The 22,588-nt window shown below is 39.0% G+C and carries 19 protein-coding genes and 1 tRNA gene; 9 read left to right on the top strand and 11 right to left on the bottom strand.

The window, feature by feature from the left end:
• Positions 1-235: 235 nt before the first annotated feature.
• The 4 genes from DWW10_RS14805 to DWW10_RS14820 all read right to left on the bottom strand — a co-directional run bounded on the left by DWW10_RS14805 (position 236) and on the right by DWW10_RS14820 (position 3,962).
• Positions 236-1,459: an MFS transporter gene (locus DWW10_RS14805; protein WP_022392143.1), complete on the bottom strand. Its 1,224-nt coding sequence runs from the start codon at positions 1,457-1,459 to the stop codon at positions 236-238.
• Positions 1,460-1,528: 69 nt separating this feature from the next.
• Positions 1,529-1,601: transfer RNA gene (locus DWW10_RS14810), tRNA-Lys, on the bottom strand.
• A gap of 92 nt (positions 1,602-1,693) precedes the next feature.
• Positions 1,694-2,497, bottom strand: coding sequence for an MBL fold metallo-hydrolase (locus DWW10_RS14815; RefSeq protein ID WP_022392142.1), 804 nt, complete (start codon positions 2,495-2,497; stop codon positions 1,694-1,696).
• 76 nt (positions 2,498-2,573) lie between these two features.
• Positions 2,574-3,962 (bottom strand): MFS transporter, encoded by a 1,389-nt coding sequence (locus DWW10_RS14820; protein WP_022392141.1) that lies wholly within the window; start codon positions 3,960-3,962, stop codon positions 2,574-2,576.
• Between the two features lie 159 nt (positions 3,963-4,121).
• Between DWW10_RS14820 and DWW10_RS14825 the strand changes: the two genes are divergently transcribed.
• On the top strand, positions 4,122-4,535 hold the full coding sequence (locus DWW10_RS14825; protein ID WP_007214129.1) for a BT0820 family HAD-type phosphatase: 414 nt from the start codon (positions 4,122-4,124) through the stop codon (positions 4,533-4,535).
• A 93-nt stretch (positions 4,536-4,628) separates the two neighbouring features.
• Here the strand turns inward: DWW10_RS14825 and DWW10_RS14830 are convergent, their stop codons facing one another.
• The 5 genes from DWW10_RS14830 to uxaC all read right to left on the bottom strand — a co-directional run bounded on the left by DWW10_RS14830 (position 4,629) and on the right by uxaC (position 10,678).
• Positions 4,629-6,965, bottom strand: a complete 2,337-nt coding sequence (locus DWW10_RS14830) for a GumC family protein (protein ID WP_022392140.1) — start codon at positions 6,963-6,965, stop codon at positions 4,629-4,631.
• Positions 6,966-7,000: 35 nt separating this feature from the next.
• A complete protein-coding gene (locus DWW10_RS14835) occupies positions 7,001-7,792 on the bottom strand; it encodes a polysaccharide biosynthesis/export family protein (protein ID WP_259029041.1) in 792 nt (263 codons plus the stop codon).
• Positions 7,793-8,503: 711 nt separating this feature from the next.
• Positions 8,504-8,833, bottom strand: coding sequence for a hypothetical protein (locus tag DWW10_RS14845; protein WP_022392138.1), 330 nt, complete (start codon positions 8,831-8,833; stop codon positions 8,504-8,506).
• Complete coding sequence (locus tag DWW10_RS14850) at positions 8,833-9,099, bottom strand: type II toxin-antitoxin system Phd/YefM family antitoxin (protein ID WP_022392137.1); 267 nt, start codon at positions 9,097-9,099, stop codon at positions 8,833-8,835. Before DWW10_RS14850 ends, DWW10_RS14845 begins: the two co-directional genes overlap by 1 nt.
• Before the next feature lie 172 nt (positions 9,100-9,271).
• Complete coding sequence (uxaC, locus tag DWW10_RS14855; RefSeq protein ID WP_022392136.1) at positions 9,272-10,678, bottom strand: glucuronate isomerase; 1,407 nt, start codon at positions 10,676-10,678, stop codon at positions 9,272-9,274.
• Between the two features lie 237 nt (positions 10,679-10,915).
• Here uxaC and DWW10_RS14860 point away from each other — a divergent pair, with 237 nt between their 5' ends.
• Entirely contained in the window at positions 10,916-11,977 is a 1,062-nt protein-coding gene (locus DWW10_RS14860; RefSeq protein ID WP_007214135.1) for a LacI family DNA-binding transcriptional regulator, read from the top strand.
• 39 nt (positions 11,978-12,016) lie between these two features.
• Positions 12,017-13,456, top strand: a complete 1,440-nt coding sequence (locus DWW10_RS14865) for a tagaturonate reductase (protein ID WP_022392134.1) — start codon at positions 12,017-12,019, stop codon at positions 13,454-13,456.
• Positions 13,457-13,881: 425 nt separating this feature from the next.
• On the opposite strand, the gene DWW10_RS14870 is transcribed toward DWW10_RS14865, so the two are convergent.
• Both DWW10_RS14870 and DWW10_RS14875 read right to left on the bottom strand, forming a co-directional pair.
• Positions 13,882-14,403 (bottom strand): FHA domain-containing protein, encoded by a 522-nt coding sequence (locus DWW10_RS14870; RefSeq protein WP_022392133.1) that lies wholly within the window; start codon positions 14,401-14,403, stop codon positions 13,882-13,884.
• 48 nt (positions 14,404-14,451) lie between these two features.
• The gene (locus tag DWW10_RS14875) at positions 14,452-15,588 is read right to left on the bottom strand and encodes an HU domain-containing protein (RefSeq protein WP_022392132.1); all 1,137 of its coding nucleotides are present in this window, start codon (positions 15,586-15,588) and stop codon (positions 14,452-14,454) included.
• Positions 15,589-15,855: 267 nt separating this feature from the next.
• On the opposite strand from DWW10_RS14875, the gene DWW10_RS14880 reads away from it, so the two are divergent.
• Genes DWW10_RS14880 through DWW10_RS14905 form a run of 6 tightly spaced genes read left to right on the top strand, consistent with a single transcriptional unit; the run spans position 15,856 to position 22,580 of the window.
• Positions 15,856-16,659 (top strand): polysaccharide biosynthesis/export family protein, encoded by an 804-nt coding sequence (locus DWW10_RS14880; RefSeq protein ID WP_022392131.1) that lies wholly within the window; start codon positions 15,856-15,858, stop codon positions 16,657-16,659.
• A gap of 12 nt (positions 16,660-16,671) precedes the next feature.
• A complete protein-coding gene (locus DWW10_RS14885; RefSeq protein ID WP_022392130.1) occupies positions 16,672-18,228 on the top strand; it encodes a GumC family protein in 1,557 nt (518 codons plus the stop codon).
• Positions 18,229-18,232: 4 nt separating this feature from the next.
• Complete coding sequence (locus DWW10_RS14890; RefSeq protein ID WP_022392129.1) at positions 18,233-19,417, top strand: hypothetical protein; 1,185 nt, start codon at positions 18,233-18,235, stop codon at positions 19,415-19,417.
• Complete coding sequence (locus DWW10_RS14895; RefSeq protein ID WP_022392128.1) at positions 19,392-20,702, top strand: lipid II flippase MurJ; 1,311 nt, start codon at positions 19,392-19,394, stop codon at positions 20,700-20,702. Before DWW10_RS14890 ends, DWW10_RS14895 begins: the two co-directional genes overlap by 26 nt.
• Positions 20,703-20,713: 11 nt before the next feature.
• Positions 20,714-21,721: a glycosyltransferase gene (locus DWW10_RS14900; RefSeq protein WP_022392127.1), complete on the top strand. Its 1,008-nt coding sequence runs from the start codon at positions 20,714-20,716 to the stop codon at positions 21,719-21,721.
• On the top strand, positions 21,687-22,580 hold the full coding sequence (locus DWW10_RS14905; protein ID WP_022392126.1) for a glycosyltransferase: 894 nt from the start codon (positions 21,687-21,689) through the stop codon (positions 22,578-22,580). Before DWW10_RS14900 ends, DWW10_RS14905 begins: the two co-directional genes overlap by 35 nt.
• The last annotated feature ends 8 nt before the right edge of the window (positions 22,581-22,588 follow it).

Raw genomic sequence — 22,588 nt, forward strand, 5'->3', positions numbered from 1 at the left:
ATATTTTATTGTGATATTTAATACTGCAAATGTAAATGTGTCAAAACTGGAAAGTAACTTAAGCCCCCTCCTCCCGGGAGGAGGGGTGCCCAAAGGGCGGGGTGGTAGACAAACATATAACATTAAATACTAAAGACTTACGCATTCACCTACCACCTCCCCCTACGGGTACTCCTCCTCCCGGGAGGAGGAGAATTGAGATAGTACTGCATTATGACACACCTTCATATTTCATTTACTTTTTCTTCCTGATCTCCTCTTTCTCCAGATTCCTAACAGAAGGAATACACATCATCAGAATTGCAGTCAGTACAATGGCAAAACCACAGTATATAAATATGTTGCCTATTCCCAAAGAGTCAGCAACAAAGCTTGTGACAAGCAAACCGATAATAGAAGGGAATAAACTTATACTGTCGAAAAGCGAGAATACACGTCCCAGATAAATCGGCTTGAACTGCGTCTGCAATAGAGCGGTAAAGGGACCGGATAAAAATGGCACGATAAGTCCTTGTACCACCGTCAGTATGGCAAAAAAGACATACCCATTGCCAGGCAACATACCACATATAGCCAATGCCAGACCAAGTACTGCATAAGAGAACGCGATCATCAGTATCTTCCTGATCTTAGGATTCCAGATTCCCAGTAAAGCCCCTCCGGCCAACATGCCCACCCCGAAAAGTGTTTCTATCAAACTAATCTGATAAGCTGTTCCGGAGAAAGTATGCAAAGTCATCAGCGGCATCAGGGCGACTATCGGCAACACAAAGAAAGTAATCAGGATTTCTGTAACCATCACCCAACTAACTCCTCGGTTGCGCATAATCACATGAAAACCGTCGCGCATATCGTTCAATACACTCTTAGCTGAGATATTTTCCTTCTTCGGATTCGGAATGTAAACAAACAGTAGGGAAGTGCAGGCAATGATTGCGCCTGCCACATCCAATAACATGACTACACTCATATCGAATGCCAGAAGCAGAACCGCTCCCAACGCAGGGCCACCGATATTACAAATAGACTGGATAGCCTGGTTAATCCCCGCAATACGGGTCAGTTCCTTTTCCGGAGCCAGCAATGGAATGGATGATTTCATTGCCGGTGAATGGAACGAACCACCAATGGAACGAAGCGCCAATAATATATAGATGTGCCACAATTCCACGATATCCAGGTAAAATAACAAAGCGATGACACCGGAACAGAGTGCAACGAAACTATCTGCACCTATCATAGTCCATTTCCGGTTCCAGCGATCCACATATACGCCTGCAAATGCCCCTAACAAGGCTTGCGGCAACAAGGCGGCAATCATGGCAAAGGACAAAACTTCCGCAGAACCCGTTTTGAGACTAATCCATAAGACGATAGAGAACTGAGCGATGGAACTACTTAATATAGAAAATAGTTGCCCGCTCCATATTATGATAAATTTTTTCTTCCAATTATTCATGATGAGAGTGAAACAAGGTGAGATTAAAAAAGGTTCTGAAACTCAATTGTTTTCAGAACCTTATCTTCGTACACCCTCAGGGACTCGAACCCTGGACCCATTGATTAAGAGTCAATTGCTCTACCAGCTGAGCTAAGAGTGCATCGTTTTTCTTATTTGCGGGTGCAAAAGTAGTCCTTTTATTTTATTCATCCAAGCAAAATAAAATCTTTTTTTCGATGAAAGCGGCTTTTTTTAATCAAACTCGTACAAGTCGGAGGGAGTGCTACGCTTTAAAGCGCAGAGTTGCACATCTTTACCTACCAATATACCTTTACTCTTTAATTTCCATTCCACCGTCTTGTAAGCAAGTTCCGGATGATTATTGTCTTTGCTCAAATGGCAAAGCCAGATATATTTCAGATCTTCCGTGATATTTTCAGCCAGGAACTCGGCAGTTGCAATATTGCTCATGTGTCCCGTACGGCTGGTGATGCGCTCCTTTAAATACTGCGGATATGTACCCATACGCAGCATTTCATCATCATAGTTAGCTTCCAGTATCAGGTAATTCGCTTTACGGATAAACTTGGCAGCAGTAGGGGTGATTTCACCAAGGTCGGTAAGGAACGAGAATACTTTTCCGTCGATTTCAATGCAATAACCCACATTGTCCGTACCGTCGTGGGGAACTTCGAAAGACTCAATGTGGAAATCTTCCAGTACCATCGGTTCTTCTTTCTCCAGGTAATGAACGGAAGAGTGGAGCTTCTCCGTCATGCAATAACTTTTGTTGATTCCTTCGTGGATACGTGCAGTTGTGTAGATAGGGATGTGCAGTTTCTCACCCAGTCCGCCTACAGCTTTGATATGGTCTGCGTGGTCGTGTGTAACAAATACCGCGCGTATTGTTTCCATACCGATGCCCACCTCCTTCAATGATTTCTTAATAGTACGTACCGCTATACCAGCGTCAATAAGTATTCCGTATTTTTCAGTGCCTATATAATAGCAGTTGCCACTACTTCCGCTCGCAAGGCTTATAAATTTTACTTTCATTATGTTCTCCTCAATTTAGAAAAAGCCGCCACTTTTATGGCAAAGTGACGGCAAATATACATAAAAAATGAGATATTCAGACCTTGGCTTTCTTCTTTTTGTCGATGGATTGGGTGATTTTGGCAAATACTAACAGTGCCAGTGCAGATATCAGACCGATAGCAGCGAAATAGTACCAGATATAATGCGCATTGGTGCTGGCAGCCTCCCATGCTTCACGAGTCTCAAAGAGGACAGGATCGGGACAGTATTTTGTCAACAATACTCCCGCGATACCAAAACCGAAGATGGAAGAGAGGAAGGAATGGAGATGGCTAAATCCAAGATACATACCTTCTTCACCCTTAGGCGCTTGCAGGGAGAAGTACTCCAGATAACGCGGTGAAATGAAACATTCTGCCAAAGCCTGTATCACAATACCGGCTATCATCATTAATGTGATATTGCTCATTCCGCTTATCACATCATTTCCAAGCAGGTTACCGCATGCCATCAGCAGAGCCGAAAAGGGGATAAGGAACATACCGATATTCATGGAAGTAATAGCTGAACGTTTCGCCATCAAACGCGTCACGAAACTAACGCAGCAAACCACTACAAATGGGTTTACATTGGCTATCCAACCCGGCTTGGCAGTTTCGCCCGCCATACGGATTACATATTTAGGCATCGTAGCGTATAACTGTTGCTGTACCATCCAGAATCCTGTTATAATCAGGATAAGAATCAGCAGACGCCAGTTTGTTATGATGCGCAGGAAGCCCTGACCGATTTCACGCATACTTTTTCCTTCGCCTGCCGTATGGGTAGATTTATAAAGCAGAACAACGGAAAGCAATGCCAATATGGTCATCGTAGCAGAGAAATAGTTGATATAGATATAAGCCTGATCTCCTATAACATTCCGCAACGGATCAATCACTGTTTTTCCGGTAAATGCACCAATATTCACCATCATATAAAAAATGGAATAACCGCGTGCACGATTTGCTTCCGTAGTCTCTTTTGCCACTGAAGCTGAAATGATAGATTTGATAAACGATCCGCCCACCATGATAACAAACAGCACAGGAACGATCATCCAGCGGCTATCGCTATCCGGCAGTCCGGTGAAACGGGTTGCTTTGCCATATTCCACCAAACCGGCAGCTTCCAGCAGGGTAGGGAGAATTCCTAAACCCAGATATCCGACAGACAGCAGCGAAAAAGCAACAATCATGGATTTCCGGAAACCTATCTTATCGGCATAAGCACCCGTGAAGATAGGCAAAAGATAAAGACCACCGGAAAATAAACCGGAAATCATACTCGCTTCAAGGTCGTTGAAGCCTAAAATAGAAGAAAGATAAATAGTGAGAACGATAAAAACGGCATAATACGCCATACGTTCGAACAGTTCGACCGTGTTGCTTACCCAAAAGGCTTTAGTGAACCCTTTAGATACATTTTTGGGTGATTGAGTCATCCTAATATTATGTTGTTAGTGAAAAATTAAGCGCAAAAATACATTTTTATGAAATTATATGCAAATTTCTTTCATATTTGCCTATTGTAAAAGGGAGAGAACGCTTTGTTTTTTCAATAAGATTCGTATCTTTGTTCTGTAATTTTTCAGCATAAAACTATGACAATAGCAGTTGATTTCGACGGAACTATAGTAGAACATCGCTATCCCCGTATCGGTAGAGAAATTCCTTTTGCAACAGACACTTTAAAACTGTTGCAGCAAGATCAGCACAGGCTTATTTTGTGGAGTGTGCGCGAAGGTGAACTTCTGGAAGAAGCCGTTGCCTGGTGCAAAGAAAGAGGAGTGGAATTCTATGCTGTCAATCGTGATTATCCCGAAGAAAAGCAGCAGGACTGTGGATTTTCCCGTAAATTAAAAGTAGACCTTTTCATTGATGACCGTAATCTGGGCGGATTGCCCGATTGGGGACTTATCTATCAGATGATTAAAGAACGTAAAACCTTCCGGGATATCTATACGCAAGGCAATATCCCTGCGGAACAGAACAAAAAGAAGAAGTGGTGGTTTTAGAAAATACCGTCCGGACTTTACCTAACTTATGAAAGTCCGGAGCAGTATCTTCATTGAGAAGAAAAAAAAGTGAGATGAAAAAATGAGTGTATATTACTTATGCTTTTTATGAGTATCTCTGTAGCCATAACTATATCCGTAGCCATATCCGTAACCATATTTCTTTTCCGCCAGATTACCACCATTCACTACTAAAGATATTTGGTTTAGTTGCCCTGATCGTTGTATCTCGACAATTTCAGACAACACATTCTTGTGCGTATAATTCATGCGGCACACATAGAGTGTGAAATCAGTCACTTTACTCAAGCTCAATGTATCACTAATCAACCCCACCGGAGCCGAGTCCACAATGATATAATCAAACTGTTCACGGAAATACGCAAATGCCTCTTTCAATCGGGCTCTTTCCAACAGTTCTGCCGGATTAGGAGGGATAGGTCCGGCAGGTGCGACGAATAATTGCTCATGTACTCCTGACGGGAAGATTATATCTTCCGGTTTTATCTCATTGTCCGAAAGGTAACTGGTCATACCTACATGACTCTTTATTCTGAAATACTCCGCCAGTCTGGGACGACGGATATCCAGACCTACTACCAGTACCCGGCATCCTAGAAAAGCAAAGGTCAGAGCCAGGTTGATGCTGATGAAACTCTTTCCTTCTCCGCTAATGGTGGAGGTCATCAGGATACATTTTTTGTCACCGTCTTCAGTAAGAAAACGCAGATTGCTTCTCATGCGGCGAAAAGATTCTTCCATGATGCCGTTTTGTCCTTCTTCAACACCACCACCTTCTTTGGTATACGGAATGATTCCCATTACAGAAATTTGTGTACTCTCTACTTCTGCTACCGACATTATTTTAGTGCGGAAAATGCCTCCGAACAAAATCACTCCTGCCGTCATTGCACATGCCAGAAACAGACTTCCGGCATAGATCATCATACTTCGCGGAGCTATCGGTCTGTCAGCGGATAGGGGAGCATCAATCACTCTTGCTTTGTTCATTGTGGCTGCCAAAGAAATAGCTGCCTGTTCACGCCGTTCAAGCAACATCAGATATAGGTTTGCCTTAATTTGCTGTTGACGGTCTATGTTATTGAACTCCCTTTCCTGCTTCGGCATATTTCCGATACGAGAGTTGAAATAATCGGTTTTACGCAGAATATCAGTGCGTGCTATGCTCAGTCCGTCTTTCACACCGACCACAGAACTTACTACATTTCTTCTCAATGCATCAATGCGAATATCCTGATTTACCACCGTCGGATTATCTGCTTTCATGGTGTTCATCAGCCGTTCACGTTCCAGCAGTTCCTTGTTATATTCGTTAATCAGTTGCACCAGTTCCGTATCGGCAATCCCCGTATTCACCGGTAATAGCGAAAAACGGTGTTTATCATCCGACAAATAGTTATAAATATAGTTAGTCATATTTAGTTGCATCTCCACATCCAGCAACTTCTTTTCGTACTCATTGTTTGTATTCAGATCCAGAGTCATGTTGGTTTTCAAATCGCTCAGACGTTCTTTTTGTTTGTATTGCTCCAGATGCTTTTCTACAAATCCCAGTTCGTTGCTGATACTGTCCAAACGTTCTTCCAAAAAGATGAGTGTATTTCCTGTCACCTTATTCTTATCATCCATTGCATCCCGGTTGTAGACTTCAATCAACTTGGCAAGAAAAGCTTCCGCACGATTCTTATCCGTATCCTTGAAGGTCAGACTGATGATAGAAGTTTTCTTTGAGGTAGTAGTGACCACCAGCTGACCGGAATAATCGTTCACAGCATCGATAGGACGACAAATACTTATCTTTATAGCTTCGGAAAACTGATGTCCGGGCAGCAATCTTAAAGTGCATCGCCCGGCAGGAGTTTCTATAAAAGCGGGGAAACCTGTGAAAGTCTCCGTTACACAAATATCGTCCAAGGCGCTGCTCACGGCATAACGTTCACCTGCTTTCTCTACTTGTATCAGCAATGTCCCGCTCAATGTATCCATGGATGCTTTATCCATAGAAGCAATGATGGGAGGTGTAGTGGTTTCATTGTAGAAAAGTCCATCTTTCACCTTGTACTTCGTATGCAGATTCAGCTCATTAATCACTTGCAGCAGGATAGAGCGTGAACGCAATATCTCCATTTCATCTTCAATCCGCGTATTTGCAGAGCTGAGGGAAGAAGGAGCGACTTTCTGAAATAGCTCATCAATGGCCTTATTGCTTCCTTCCGAATCCTTGATGACAACAGAAGCCGTCGCCTGATAGATGGGAGTAGCTACATGTACATAAATGTATGCTCCGGCAAATGCTACCACAGCAGCCAGCAGAAACCACCGCCAGTGCGCCAACAGTTTGTAGAATAGTTCAATCAGGTCTATTTCTTGTTCCTGCATTTGATTAGTGTCTGTTTGATTGGTGTTCATATATATAGATTGTGTTAGTTAGTGAATTATACTTTTTATCGTAAAATATTGACCATTAACCCCGCCAGGGATATAAGTATAGAGGTTATGGAAATCAGAAGATTGGTGGAAGAACCAATGTTGGCACTCTGTTTCTTCGCCTTGTTCGGCTCCACGTAGAGGATGTCGTTTTGCCGTAGATAAAAGTCGGGGGAATAGATGATGTTTTCATCATTCAGGTTGATGGTGATAAGTTTTTGTTTGCAGTCTACGGTGCGGATGATACGTACATTATCCCGCTTCCCGTATATGGTCAGATCACCCGCCATTGCTACAGCTTCAAAGACATTCACCTGTTCGTTATTTACGGTATAGACTCCCGGGCGGCTTACTTCTCCAATTACGGAAATCTTATAGTTTACCAACCGGACAGTCACGATGGGACGCTCTTTCAAGTAGCGTTCCAGTTTCCCCACAATCAGTTCAGAGGTTTCCTGAGTGGTCATTCCACCTACTTTCAAGGTGCCGAGTACAGGGAAAACGATCTCGCCCTGATTGTTCACCAGATAGTTTTGCAGGGTAGGTTGTGAAACTAAATTAGTGGAATTGATTCCTGTTTGCGAAGCAGGTACCACTAAATTGAAAGGCAAGGCGGCTTCCGGTTCAGAACAACTGACGGAGATGGTAAGCAAATCTTTAGGCATGATGCGGGCATCATATTCTATAAGAGTGTCCCGGAATCCCTCATTCAGCTTTTGCAAATAGGATACTTGCCTGCTTGATGAACAGGAAGAACAGAGCAGGCACAGAAAAGTTGCCGCACATAAGACAGATATAGTATTTCTCATCGTGTATATCTGGTGCCGAAAGTCCCCATACGACACCTATAAATAAAATAAAAGCGTGGGAACTGTTGCCATCATCTGTCAAAGAGGTATCGCCAAACACCCAAGACACAGATAATGAGGCAACAGCCCACGCCCTACTATACATTTAGATATACAGCGAGCATGAGCGTTTTGTTGCCTATTATTCTCGTGTCTTTTTGAAATTGGCGATTTCCTTTGACAAGAATAATATGGTAAACGCTTCTAACTATTTAATATGTAGCCTTTTAGGAGTATATCAGAATATTCCTAAAGGTGTCGCAAAGTTAATGAATAATTTATAAAAGCCAATAACATAGAGAAATTTTCTCTCCCATATATATAATTTCTCATGCAAGGTTAAAGGATATGCTCGATTATTATTAAAGAATAGTATTACTTACATGCATATGTTAGTGCTATTGACATGTACATGTTGATGATGCTAACATCCGGGTGTTGATAGTGCTAACATGTGCATGTAAGTAACATCATTCTTTAAAGAAGCGTTGTATATATATAAAAGAAAAGGAGCGCATCAATATAACTTTGATGCATTGCTATGGGTAAAAAGTAACTCTTCTTTCCGGGATGTTTATGCTCAAGGCAACATCTTTACAAACCAGAATTAAGAAGAAACAATGTCATTCTGCCGTAGTAGTCAGGGGAGTGATGCGATAGTATTAGAGTGCTTTATAAATATTGCGCTGTTACATGGTTATTGCTGATATAGCGTATAATAAAAATCATTTCACCGTCTTTCTGATAGACATTGAAAAATACATACCATTGTGTAGCCTTATTTTTCCGGAACGTAGCGTATAACATCTTCTTTCCATACCTGTCAAAATAGGGAGGTGCCGGCTTGTTTAGCTTTAGCGGAAGGTTGTTTTTTATATCGAAAATCAATTCTTCCACGTACTTTTGTGCATTTTCCTCAAATCCGAAATATTCTTTTTTATAGAGAATCTGAATCAGCTCCATGAGGTATTCTCTCACCTCTGGTAATGCTATTACTTTCATTATTCTTGCTTCCTTTTATCCCCGAACAATTCATGAATGTCTGCTTTTACACCTTGAAGAAGTTCATCCATTGTTATAGCCCGATCAAGATCTGCATCTGGCTCAAGAATATATTCTTTGCTTATCAGCATATCACTTTCACTTACCGGAACAAGTTTAAAACTTCCGTTTTTACGGGACTTCAAAATAATGTCCTCTCCATTGTTAGCCATATCCATGAATTTAGATTGATTGGCTCTGAAATCTCTTGTGCTAATTATTATCATAATCTTCTGTTTTATGGGATTTATATGCAAATATAGTAAAAAGGAAATTGATATCCAATTTGGACGCATTTTATCTTTAAAAGAAGCGAAGCGATGGATGCGTATTAAAAAAAGGAGCGCATCAATATAACTTTGATGCACTCCTTGCTATGAGTAAAAAGTAATTCTTCTTTTAGAACTTGAAGAAATTCTTAGCGTTATAGTAGCTGATATCTTCAATCATCTGGTTCACGCGGTCCATTTCAGAAGCCGGAATTTCACCATTTTCAATATCACGGCCAACAAGATTACACAATGTACGGCGGAAATATTCATGACGCGGATAGGAGAGGAATGAACGAGAGTCCGTCAACATACCTACGAAACGACTCAGCAGACCCAGTACGGAAAGAGCATTCATCTGTTTCTCCATACCGTCCTTCTGATCAAGGAACCACCAGCCGGAACCAAACTGTATCTTACCCGGAATCGTGCCATCCTGGAAGTTACCCAACATAGTGGCAATAACTTCATTAGCGCACGGATTGAGGTTATAAAGAATAGTCTTCGTCAACTTGCCTTTGGAATTCAAGCGGTCGAGGAATTTAGACATTGCCTTAGCAGTAGTAAATTCACCGATAGAATCGAAACCAGTATCAGCACCGAGTAACTTGAACATCTTGCTGTTATTGTTACGGATAGCGCCATAATGGAATTGTTGTGTCCAGCCTTTTTCCCAGTCCATTTCACCGAAGATAACCAGCATAGCTGATTTGAATTTCAGGATTTCTTCCTTGGTCAGTTCTGCTCCACCATATACCTTATTAAATATAGCTTTGATTTCAGCATCTGTATAGTCTTCTGCGTAGAATTCTTCAATACCGTGATCAGACAATTTACAGCCTTGTTCAGCAAAGAAGTCATGACGCTTGCGCAGGGCAGCTACCATATCATCGAAATTAGAGATAGCAACACCGCTTACTTCAGCCAGTTTCTCAACGTATGCACGGAAATCAGCAGGAACTTCTACAGCCATTGCCTTGTCAGGACGCCATGTCGGCAACATTTTGATTTCAAAACCACTTTCGCGTGTTTGAATATGATATTCCAGAGAGTCAATAGGATCATCCGTAGTACAAACAGCTTCCACATGATAACGGCGCATCATACCACGAGCAGAGTATTCCGGTTGAGCCAGCTTCTCATTACACTCGTCATAAATCTCACGGGCAGTCTTCGGGCTCAGGATCTTATCGATACCGAACGCTGTCTTCAACTCCAGATGTGTCCAGTGATACAAAGGATTACGGAAAGTATAAGGAACGGTTTCAGCCCACTTTTCAAATTTTTCCCAGTCGGAAGTATCCTTGCCTGTGCAGAAACGTTCGTCTACACCATTGGTACGCATAGCACGCCATTTGTAATGGTCGCCGCCCAACCAGATTTCAGTCAATGACTTAAACTGATAGTCGTCCGCTACCATTTTAGGGATTAAGTGACAGTGATAATCGATAATCGGCATCTTGGCCGCATGTTCATGATACAACTTCTGTGCGGTTTCTGTCTGCAACAGGAAGTTTTCATCCATAAATTTTTTCATTCTACTGTGTTTTAAGTATATAAAAATATTACTTTCTCTTTTCTATACCTATATAGTATTGATTGTAAAGCTAATAGGCAAGATATTGGTTTTTGCTTTTATTAACCGTTATCGAACACAAAAGTAGAAAATTTACTTGGAGAAACAAAATAATTCGTATCTTTGCCGCAAATATTTATAATATTTAAGTTTTAGACATTGAACCTTTAGTGCCTTAAAACGAATGAGACAAAGAATATGGAAAACAAGAACTACACCATTAAAGACATTGCCCGCATGGCGGGTGTTTCTGCCGGAACTGTGGACCGCGTGTTGCACAATCGGGGAGATGTTTCTGCTGCCAGCAGGGAGAAGGTTCAAAAAGTGCTTGATGAGATAGACTATCATCCTAATATGTTTGCCATTGGCCTGGCAGCCAAGAAGCGCTACCGTGTTCTGTGTATTATACCTTATTATGTGGAACATGACTATTGGCATTCCGTTGCAGAAGGCATCAACCGTGCCGCACAAGAGTTGCGTCCTTTTAATGTAAGCGTGGACTTTTTGTGCTACCATCATGCCGACCGGCTTTCTTATGAAAAAGCCTGCGCAAAGCTCCGCAAAGAAATAGTGGATGCCGTATTGATCGCCCCCAATTTCCGTGAAGAGACAATGTCGCTGACATCTTATCTGGAAGGGAAAAAGATACCTTACGCATTTGTCGACTTTAATATAGAAGACACCCATGCACTCTGCTACATCGGCCAAGACTCCCAAACAAGCGGGTATATGGCTGCTAAAATCCTGATGCGCAAGTATAAGGAAGGACAGGAACTGATACTATTTCTTAATAATAAAAAGAATAGTCCGGCAGAAATACAGATGCAACGACGCATGGACGGTTTCATGAATTTTATTGCACAGGAACATGAGAATCTGGTGGTTCATGATGTAGTACTGAATAAAGAAGATGATGAAGCCAACCGCCGGACATTAGAAGATTTCTTTGCCGCACATCCCAAGGCAGTATTAGGAGCCGTTTTTAACTCACGTGTCTACCAGGTGGCAGGATATCTACAGGAAACAGGACACCATTTGGAAGGACTAGTTGGATATGACCTTCTGCCCAAGAACGTGGAGTACCTGAAATCCGGCGAAGTAAATTATCTCATCGGACAACGACCGGGACTGCAAGGATACTGTGGCGTAAAAGCTCTGTGCGACCATGTCGTATTCAAACGTCCGGTGACCGGTGTAAAATATATGCCTATCGACATCCTGATGAAAGAAAACATCAATTTCTATTTTGAATTTGAATAAACATCATAATATCAATCACTTTAAAAACGATTTTTAAGCATGAAAGCATTAAACAAACAGACCGCTCCCAAGGCTCAGCGCCCGGAACGTATCATTCAATTCGGTGAAGGAAACTTCTTACGTGCATTTATCGACTGGATTATTTATAACATGAACGAAAAAACTGACTTCAATAGCAGTGTTGTAGTAGTTCAACCCATTGACAAAGGTATGGTAGACATGCTGAATGCACAGGATGATCTTTATCACGTAAACCTGCAAGGATTGGATAAAGGAGAAACTGTCAATAGCCTGACAATGATCGACGTTATCAGCCGTGCACTGAATCCTTACACTCAGAACAATGAATTCATGAAGTTGGCTGAGCAACCGGAAATGCGTTTTGTAATCTCCAACACAACGGAAGCCGGTATCGCTTTCGATCCCTCCTGCAAACTGACTGACGCTCCGGCTTCTTCTTATCCGGGCAAACTGACCCAACTACTGTATCATCGTTTCAAGACATTCAACGGTGATAAGAGCAAAGGTCTGATTATCTTCCCTTGCGAACTTATCTTCCTGAACGGTCACAAGCTGAAAGAAACCATCTACCAATATATCGAATTATGGCAATTGGGTGATGAATTCAAAACTTGGTTTGAAGAAGCATGTGGTGTGTACGCTACGCTTGTTGACCGTATTGTTCCGGGATTCCCGCGCAAGGATATTGCAGCAATCAAGGAAAAATTGCAGTATGATGATAATTTGGTGGTACAGGCTGAAATCTTCCACCTCTGGGTCATCGAAGCCCCGCAGGAGATTGCCAAAGAATTCCCTGCTGACAAGGCTGGTTTGAATGTATTGTTCGTTCCTTCTGAAGCACCGTATCATGAAAGAAAAGTAACGTTGCTGAATGGCCCTCACACTGTTCTTTCTCCGGTAGCTTACTTGTCGGGCGTAAACATTGTGCGTGATGCTTGTCAACATCCGGTTATTGGTCAGTACATCAACAAGGTAATGTTCGATGAGTTGATGGAAACATTGAACTTGCCGAAAGATGAGTTGAAGAAGTTTGCGGAAGATGTATTGGAGCGTTTCAACAACCCGTTTGTTGACCATGCTGTTACCAGCATTATGCTGAACTCTTTCCCGAAATATGAAACTCGTGACCTGCCTGGCTTGAAGACTTATCTGCAACGCAAAGGTGAATTGCCTAAGGGACTGGTTCTCGGTTTGGCCGCTATTATTACTTATTATAAAGGCGGTGTTCGTGAAGACGGTGCTGAGATCACCCCGAACGATGCTCCGGAAATCATGCAATTACTGAAAGACCTGTGGGCAACAGGCGATACTCAGAAAGTAACCGAAGGTGTACTTGCTGCAACTTCTATCTGGGGCGAAGATTTGAATAATATCCCGGGACTTACCGCTGCTGTGAAAGCTGATCTGGATTCTATTCAGGAAAAAGGTATGCTGAAAACAGTAAAGGGAATTCTTTAATTAATCTACAAGTATCACAAAGGAGATAGGGCGGGGCGGAGGCTTCGCCCTATTTTATTTCAATGGAAGTTTATCGTAATTTACCATCACTACTCTCACTTTGAGAATAAATAGTTGACATATAGAATATTAAGTGTGAGTGAGAGTAAAATAAAAGCGTGAGGATAGAAAGCTTACTTTCACAGTGTCTCGTGAATGAGAGATTAATAGGTTTTACATGAGAGATTTGTATTATTCTGTCTTAAGGAAGATCCTATTCAGCCTTTGGAATTATCAGGTATCAATCTTGGTTAACAGGCTCGTCAACCAAGGTTGATACCTTTTCAGAGTTACTGCAAATACACAAATCAATGGGGTAAAGTAAAGTGAAGCCTGATTGCTATTCAATTAGCATCAAAGCTTTTGCCGCAGAATGAATGAGCCAACTATTCCGCCGTACGCAAAATGAACGTCGTAGCTCCAATGGTAACAATGGCTCCGTCTTCAATGCGAATGCGATCTTTATCTCCCAGTATTTCATTATTCAGGAAAGTTCCGGTCAGACTGGGAGCATCCTGCAGAGTATAAACAAGCACGCCTTGCTTATTGCGCTTCACGTTGATAATGCAGTGACGACGATCCATACTCATATCCGAGGTTTCAATGGGAGTATTGATATTAGTACCAACACAACGACGCCCAATCACATTATCGCCCTCCTGCAAAGGTAACACTTGCTTAAATCCGAATACATTCTCAATCACCGTAATGCTACCGAAAGCATCCTTGAATTCTTCTTCGTCAGGACGTTCTTCTTTTTGAGGAGCACGCATTTTTGTTTTTCCCAGGCGAATACTAAATTGCTTGCCACAATGCTCACAAACGAAAACCAAAGATTGGCCTTCGCTATATTTTGTTTCATCAAATAAAAGATAGTTCTCACATTTAGGGCAACGGATACGCTTCATGACAATTACAAATTAAAGAATTAAAAATTAAAGCAAAGTTAATGCTTCCTACTTCTTCAAAACCCAAGCATTCTTATATGTTTCATCCTGGCGAATTCTAGCCAATGCTTGATAGGCTTCTACTTCCGTTCCGCAAGATTCAATGCTAACACGCATTTTACCATCACCGACAATCGCTTTTGCACTCTTAAAACCTTTAGAAATCAACTGAACAGCCATTGTTTCTGCATCTTGTTCAGTTCCAACGCTGGCAATGATAATATGATAAGGTCTTTTAGGAATTGCAACAACTGGTTTAACTGTAGCGGCAGGCTGTACATTCTGCTTGGGAACTTCAGTCGTTGTAGCTGAATGGGAGGCTTCTTCCTTCACTTTTGTTTCAGAAGCAACAGCTGTTGTTTTGCCAACCTTAACTTCTCTGACAGCAACAGGAGCTACAACTTTCTTAGTTCCGGCTTGTTTATCTGTTGCAGATTTGCGTGTAGAAGTATTCTGCTTTACAACAATCGGTGTAATGGCCAGAGATTGTTTTTCTATTTTTTCAAATAATTCATCCGGAAGTAACTTTGCATAATTTTCCTCTATCACTTCTGTATTTTCTATCGGAGTAGAAAAGAAGAAAGAAAGCACTATAGCAGCTACTACTGCAGCAGCATTTGTCAGGTATGCACGGTTAATTTTGATTGCGAAAGTACGCTTTTCTTTCTTAACAACAGTAGGCATTGAATAAGAAACAGCCTTTTCTGCCTGTGGCTTTTCCAAAGCAGATAATTCCTGCATTTCAAATGCATCCAGCCCGTATAAATAGGGGGTTGTGATCTTATTATCATAAGGTGCGAAGTCGAAGGTGTTATGAATAGTATAACGTACTTCGCCAACATTTGGCAGATCAACCTTGCCTTCTTCGTGTAAAACAGAAATCAATTCACCCACTTTACGTTCTACCATCTTGGTAGCATCAGAGAAATTGGTTCCATATACAGACATATAAGACTGAACCAGCAGACCGTCATTCATCTTCAGTTGTGGATTAAAACCGATGATACGGGTAGGAGGCAGAAAAATATTCTCTTCTTTCACTCTCGTAGCCGGAGCATAATGAGCAACAAATCCTCCTAAACCCGGAACAATGACGCAGTCATTTTCCAATAACAAAGCTTCTATATGTTGTGCCAATTCAATCATGATGCAAAAGTAACGCAAATCTTGGATATAAGCCAGTTTCAGGGCATTTTTCTTTCAACAACTTATCAACAATACGGAATAACACAATGCTTCTTTGAATAAAAGTCAGCCAATTCGTTAATACCTACACGAAAATACTATATTCTACCTTGGAGCATTAATGCACAAATAATAGACAATTCAACAATAAACTCATAAAACTAACGTTTATTGGCATAAGAAAGCTATTTTTGCAACCGATCAATCTATAAAATATAAAAGTATACGATGAAGATTAAAACGCTGATATTTGCTTTTACTATTATATTATTGACGTCGTGCAAAACGACGACTAATAACATCACCTATTTTCAGGATTTGGATAACCAATCGGCAGTTACTACAGGAAAAGCTGTGAATTATACTCCGCGTATAGCTCCCGATGACCAATTATCCATAACTGTATCAGGTATGGACCCTAATGCAGTCGCCACATTCAACATACCACTTACCAGCTATCTGGCACCTGGAGAAACAAATGTGACCTCCACACCTGTACTTCATACATATCTGGTCAATTCACATGGAGAAATTGACTTTCCAGTATTAGGTAAACTTCAAGTTGGTGGAATGACACGTAGCGAACTTACCGATATGATGACTAAAAAGATTTCTGCCTATGTAAAATCTCCAATTGTTACAATACAAATACGGAACTTTAAAGTCTCTGTATTAGGAGAAGTAAACAAACCAGGAACCGTAAATGTACCTAATGAACGCTTATCTGTACTTGATGCTCTTGGCATGGCAGGTGACTTGACAATTTATGGAAATCGCACCAATGTGCTACTAATTCGCGATAATAATGGACTAAAAGAATATCATCGTTTTGACCTTACTTCTGCAGAAATGCTAACATCTCCTTATTACTATTTGCAACAAAATGATGTTCTCTATGTAGAACCAAACAAAGCACGAAAAGGAAATGCAAAATATAGTCAAAATGGGCAGTTCAACGTATCGTTGGCTTCAACTATAATTAGCGCTTTATCTATATTAGCATCACTAGGTATCGCATTGTTAGTAAAATAACCTCTTTTGTTTATGAATGACGAAAATATACATATTGGAAAGCTATTAAAACAGTTTCTTTGCTATTGGAAGATCTACATACCCATTGGAATTATCTGTCTGATTAGTGCCATATGCTTTCTGATAGTCACACCTAAAGAATATGAATTTACTGCTCGGATGCGACTAATTGGCAACAACCATGGTATGATGTCTGAGTTGAAAATGTTAAAAACCAGTGGTATTAGTGCATTACTTGGGGGTAGTACTTCAGGTATTAGTATAGAAGATGAGATTATTGTACTAACATCACGTACTAACATGACCAAAGCCATTCTTCAAACTAATTACCAAATGGAGATACGGCAACAACGTGGTTTGAAGAAAGTATTACTCTATGGAAAAGATGTTCCCTTTACCGTTCTTTTTCCTGAACAGTTTTTAGATACTATCAGTGAACCGGTAAAGATAAAAATGACATTATCAAATGGAATGATGCAGTCAGCAAAAATTCAATCAGAGCTATTTGAAACCATGAAAGTGCAAGATCAATCTTTACCTTGTCGCTTACAGCTTCCGGTTGGTACAATAATGCTTGTTCCCAATAGTGAGATTTCAACTTTTGGCAAACAAACATTCAATATAAAGATCACTCCGTTGCAAAAAGTTTATGAAGATCTATATAAAAACATGACAGCTGGGGCAGAAGAAACAATTTCTGATATCATATTATTGAGTTTTGACAACGAAAACAAACAGCGTGGACGTGATTTTCTGAATGAATTAATGTCTGTTTTCAATCAATACTCAAGAAATGTAAAAGTACAAGAAGCAGAACTTAACGCCCAATTTGTAAGAAGTCGCTTGGATACGATCACTACGGAACTTGCCTATCTGGAACATAAAATTGAAACTTACAAGAAACTGAATAACATTCCAGAACCCACACTGTATGCCAAAGTTGCCATGACAGGAAAACAAGAATTAGAGAGTGTGATTTTAGAAACTGAAGCACGTATAAAAATGATGGATTATGTAGTGGAATATATGCAAAATCCAGAAAATGAATATGCTTCTATTCCTGCCTTTGAGGGAATAGGAGAGAAATCTATCGCTTTGTATAATCAATTAGTACTTGACCGTGAACGTCTACTACTTGCTTCTGAAAAAGGGAATCCAGCCTTGTTACTTGCCGATAAACAATTGGCAGAACAACGTAAAATGTTGTTGGAAACAATCGCTGCAACTCGAAATAGCATCAAAGCCAGCCTAAATGAATTCAACAAGAAAAATCATATATTCAACAGTCAACTGAGTGAACTACCCACACAGGAACGAGAATATATTGAGATGAAACGCCAACAGAAAATCAAGGAGACGATTTACCTGTTCCTTATGCAAAAATTACAAGAAAAGAGTTTGATAAACTCTCCAGATGAACAGGCTGGAAGAATAGTGGATGCTGCTTATTGTTCGGCAAAACCCGTTTTTCCCAAGAAATTGATTGTATTGGCAATAGCTTTTATAATAGCTTGTATCCTTTCCTTAATTAGTATTTATTTGAAAGTATTCGTTTTTACAAAAAGATAATCTCATGCTTTCACAGCTAGTCTGCTCAAAAAACAATTTATTCTTTGCCTTTCTTGTGGCAGGCTACATCTTTGGTGTCATCTTATATGATTTCATAGAATTTAAATATACTGATGAATTAATGGCACTTTTCCTATGTTTATTTGCAGGCATTGTGGTTTGGGAAAGAAAAGCATGGAAAGAGTTGATTCCTGTTACGATTATTGTTTTCATCTTCCTTTTTTATACCATTTATTCATTTATAATACAGAGTAATATTCCGAAAGCCATTCTTACTGATTTACTCATTCAGATAAAACCTTTTCTCGGATTTTATTGTGCCTATCTAATTGCTCCACAGCTTTCATCTTCTCAAAAATACTTTATCAGCATTCTTTGTTTAATAGTAGGAGGATTATTGATCATTGTTGGGTTATCAGCTCAAATTGATTCCGTGTTTGGACATCCTTCCCGTTTTGCAACTGCGGCTATTGCTACCGCTTTTTTATTTCTTTATTGCAGCACTTATAAATGGAGTGATGTCCTTATATTCCTATTTCTGCTAACCATAGGCTTTTTCTCTACCCGAGCTAAATTTTACGGTTTTTGGGTAGTGGCTACCAGCCTTATAGTATTTACTAAATTAGGCGGCCAGATACGTTTAAACTGGAAAAGTATTGCAACAGGTATCCTTATATGCCTACTCGCCATTTGGTTTGCCAAAGAGAAAATAATAATTTATTATGTCGATGGAATGATGAATTCCCGCGAAATGTGGAGTCGGCCTGCCATGTTATTTACATCTGGACAAATTTTTTATGACTATTTTCCATTTGGATGTGGACTAGGAAGCTTTGGTACTTTTGCATCAGCTGAATATTATTCTCCTATTTACGAAATGTATGGACTTAACCATATATGGGGATTATCAAAGAATATGCCTATTTTTATTTGCGATGCATTTTATCCGGAATTAGCCCAGTTTGGAATAATTGGAGCTATATTATACTTTTTTTTCTGGTATACAATTATCCGGAAATCAACTTCCCAAAACATACAAAAGAGTACCTGTATCTGGATGATCTTCATATTCTTTCTTATTGAGGGTATAGCAGACTCCACTTTTACACATAATCGCGGATTATTTATTTTGATAATATTAGCCCTCATGATAATAAGAAAAGATGAAGTTGAACAGCGAAACATATAAAAAAGGTGCCATTCATTCATCTTTCTTTAGTGTGCTGGCTAAAGGGGTGGCATTCATGCAACATTTACTGATTGCTTATTATTTTGGTGCCAATACCGGAACTGACTTATATTTCTATTTATTTAATCTGGTAATAATGATAGGAGGAATGATACAGACAATTACAACTTCAATCCTCATACCACAATCTATGCTATTACGACATTCTATTTCTACAAAAGCTGAAATGAAATATCTGAATGCTTTTATGTATAGCTTTATTTTTATTATTTTCTTACTCATATTTCTTGTAAGTCTTGGAGGAGATAAAGTACCGGAATTAATAACCAATTTCCCAACGGATGAGATAAAAAAATACATATCTATTTATTATGCATCTCTTATATTGATGATACTTATGGCCACCAATCTGTATCTGACAGAAATATTAGTTTCATTCAAATTCTTTTCTTTACCTTTAGTTTGCAATTTGTTACTGAATGGAGGAATTATCTTTGCTTTACTATTATTTAATAATACAGTAGGTGTCGTATCTATGATATATGGAAGCTGTATAGCCAGTGTGATTAATACAATAATACTAATTATTCTTATGAGGAGGAAGTTACAGTGGAAGTTCTTTTTAGTTGATTTTTCTGTTATTTCCTCCCAATGGAAATCCATAACCGGACTAGCTATTAATCAGGGAGTGGTCATTTTTTCTTCTACTTTTCCTATGTATTTGTTATCCTATTATCAACCAGGAGTCATAACCATAATCAATTATGCACAAAAATTCATCCAGGCTCCTTTAGCATGGATACAACAATTTACAGCTGTACTACAAATAAAGCTCAATAATTTGAAAAGCGATAGGAAAGAAAATGAAATTTACCAATCTGCTTCTCAGATAGCAATTCGCTTATTCTTACTCACTTTGTTTACATCACTAGTAATATTCTTATTACGTGATTTCATTGCCGAAACCCTTTTTGGATTAGGGAAAATGCCTATCGAAGCAGGAAATAAATTATCTCATCTTATCGGTTTACTAACATTCAGTATGCCTTTTACAGCTATGAGTTTAGCCTATATGAAAGTATTTTTCACGCAGGGATATATTCGGCAATATATTAGTATTATGGTATTTGTAAATATCATATCTTGTACAATGTATGCCGTCTCCATTTATTATTGGCAAGAAAACGGATATGCTTTTGTATACATATTCATCGAAATGCTTACCACATTGATAATATGGCTCTATTTACAGAAACGGATAGAGAAGAAAATACATCATTTATAATTTGAGAATATATGAACTATATTGTTTTTGATAACTTCCATGATAATAATGGATATATAGTCGAAGCACTGAGAAAAAAGGGAGTCGACATAGAAGAAATATATTCTCCAGATAGCAAATATAAATGGATTGCATGGCTAAAAGGAGTATTGAATGCTATTCTAAAATCTTCTTCTGGCGATACATTAATATTTTGGTATGATTTTCAGGGTATTATCTTTTGGGGAGTATGTAAATTACTTTGGACAAAAAGAAGAATTATAATTCTGAATCTCTTATTGAAAAACAAACCGACTTTCAAAAATAAAATTGTATCATACTTATATAAATCGGCATTACAAGCAAATAATGTAGAAGCCACAGTAACATCTCTAGAATATGGTGAGGCATTAAATAGCCAGCTAAGAATTAAAAGTTCATATATGCTTTTGCATGACGTCTATCCTTTTGACAAAAAGGAAGAAACAGAATATAAAAACTATGGGAACAAAGTATTTTGTGGAGGAAATAATGGTAGAGATTGGGAGTTAGCTATAAAAATTGGTCAAAGTATGCCGAATGTACAATTTACTTTGGTTATGCCCACTTTTATTCAAAAATATTATTCAAAAATTAAAATATCCGATAATATACATATTTTTGAGAATGTATCATTGGTTGAGTTTAATAAGTTGTTACAGGAATCATCCATTGTAATGCTTCCACTTAATACTGATGCACCTGCAGGACTTATTGTTATATTCCAGGCTGCATCGCAACAGAAAACAGTCATAACAACATCCACTCCAGTAACCAAGGAATATATTGATAACAAAACAGGAGTACTTTGTGAAAACAATATTGACCAATTTAGAAAAGAGATAGAGTATCATTTGCAACACCCTGACATTGCTAGAGCGAAAGGAAAAGCGTTGTATAACAAACTAAGATCAGAGTGTTCAAAAGAGCTATATACCAGTAAACTTTATAATATCTTACTTCATAATGAAAACCGTATCAGTCATACTTGCATCCTATAATGGCGAAAAATATATAAAAGAGCAAATAGATTCTATCCTTGCTCAAACTTACCCTATTTATGAAATACTAATAGGAGATGACGGAAGTGCGGATAATACAATGAGTATTTTAAATGATTATGCATGTAAATATGAGAATATTAAAATCATATCATCGAATGGCAAGCATGGAGTCAATTATAATTTTAAGCGATTAATGGATACTGCATCTGGCAACTATATCGCTATATCAGATCAAGATGACATATGGTTTCCTGAGAAAATAGAAATAATGATAAGAGAAATAGGAACTCATGTACTTGCCTATAGTGATGCTATACCTTTCTCTGGAATGCTCACTCCTTATAATAAAGAGCAAAGTGTTGAATTTGATTCATATATACCAGAAAATAGTATTGAAGATATCATGTTTAATAATGTAGTATCAGGACACCGAATGTTGGTAAAGAAGGAATTTATTAATGAAATTCATGAATGGAACTTTGATGTTTACTACGATTGGTGGTTAGCTATTTCAGCGTCATATCGCAATAGTATAATCTACATTCCTTACCCTTTAGTTTTTTGGCGAAGACACGATCACTCTATGACACTTCTTAGGCCCAAAAGAGAGAAAAAAATATTTAAGGTGTTTAAATTTATAAAAAGAAGGCATTCATATTTTCAATCTTTGCTAAAGCTATTCAATGATTTAGGTATTGAAAATGAGAAGCAGCTTATAATATATAAATTAGCCCATAAATTTGCCTCAAGATCTGTATGCATTAATCTATATGGTTGTTTTTACTATTGCATTAAGATAAAATCAAGACTATCATATAGTACCTTTATAAAACCACTAAAAATGTGGTCTAAATAAATATATAA

The sequence above is a fragment of the Bacteroides intestinalis genome (assembly GCF_003464595.1).
Lineage (GTDB): Bacteria > Bacteroidota > Bacteroidia > Bacteroidales > Bacteroidaceae > Bacteroides > Bacteroides intestinalis_A.

Bases quoted from the DNA above. Each gene is read 5' to 3' on its own strand.
- DWW10_RS14805 (WP_022392143.1), bottom strand. From the start codon at position 1,459: ATGAATAATTGGAAGAAAAAATTTATCATAATATGGAGCGGGCAACTA.
- DWW10_RS14815 (WP_022392142.1), bottom strand. From the start codon at position 2,497: ATGAAAGTAAAATTTATAAGCCTTGCGAGCGGAAGTAGTGGCAACTGC.
- DWW10_RS14820 (WP_022392141.1), bottom strand. From the start codon at position 3,962: ATGACTCAATCACCCAAAAATGTATCTAAAGGGTTCACTAAAGCCTTT.
- DWW10_RS14825 (WP_007214129.1), top strand. From the start codon at position 4,122: ATGACAATAGCAGTTGATTTCGACGGAACTATAGTAGAACATCGCTAT.
- DWW10_RS14830 (WP_022392140.1), bottom strand. From the start codon at position 6,965: ATGAACACCAATCAAACAGACACTAATCAAATGCAGGAACAAGAAATA.
- DWW10_RS14835 (WP_259029041.1), bottom strand. From the start codon at position 7,792: ATGAGAAATACTATATCTGTCTTATGTGCGGCAACTTTTCTGTGCCTG.
- DWW10_RS14845 (WP_022392138.1), bottom strand. From the start codon at position 8,833: ATGAAAGTAATAGCATTACCAGAGGTGAGAGAATACCTCATGGAGCTG.
- DWW10_RS14850 (WP_022392137.1), bottom strand. From the start codon at position 9,099: ATGATAATAATTAGCACAAGAGATTTCAGAGCCAATCAATCTAAATTC.
- uxaC (WP_022392136.1), bottom strand. From the start codon at position 10,678: ATGAAAAAATTTATGGATGAAAACTTCCTGTTGCAGACAGAAACCGCA.
- DWW10_RS14860 (WP_007214135.1), top strand. From the start codon at position 10,916: ATGGAAAACAAGAACTACACCATTAAAGACATTGCCCGCATGGCGGGT.
- DWW10_RS14865 (WP_022392134.1), top strand. From the start codon at position 12,017: ATGAAAGCATTAAACAAACAGACCGCTCCCAAGGCTCAGCGCCCGGAA.
- DWW10_RS14870 (WP_022392133.1), bottom strand. From the start codon at position 14,403: ATGAAGCGTATCCGTTGCCCTAAATGTGAGAACTATCTTTTATTTGAT.
- DWW10_RS14875 (WP_022392132.1), bottom strand. From the start codon at position 15,588: ATGATTGAATTGGCACAACATATAGAAGCTTTGTTATTGGAAAATGAC.
- DWW10_RS14880 (WP_022392131.1), top strand. From the start codon at position 15,856: ATGAAGATTAAAACGCTGATATTTGCTTTTACTATTATATTATTGACG.
- DWW10_RS14885 (WP_022392130.1), top strand. From the start codon at position 16,672: ATGAATGACGAAAATATACATATTGGAAAGCTATTAAAACAGTTTCTT.
- DWW10_RS14890 (WP_022392129.1), top strand. From the start codon at position 18,233: ATGCTTTCACAGCTAGTCTGCTCAAAAAACAATTTATTCTTTGCCTTT.
- DWW10_RS14895 (WP_022392128.1), top strand. From the start codon at position 19,392: ATGAAGTTGAACAGCGAAACATATAAAAAAGGTGCCATTCATTCATCT.
- DWW10_RS14900 (WP_022392127.1), top strand. From the start codon at position 20,714: ATGAACTATATTGTTTTTGATAACTTCCATGATAATAATGGATATATA.
- DWW10_RS14905 (WP_022392126.1), top strand. From the start codon at position 21,687: ATGAAAACCGTATCAGTCATACTTGCATCCTATAATGGCGAAAAATAT.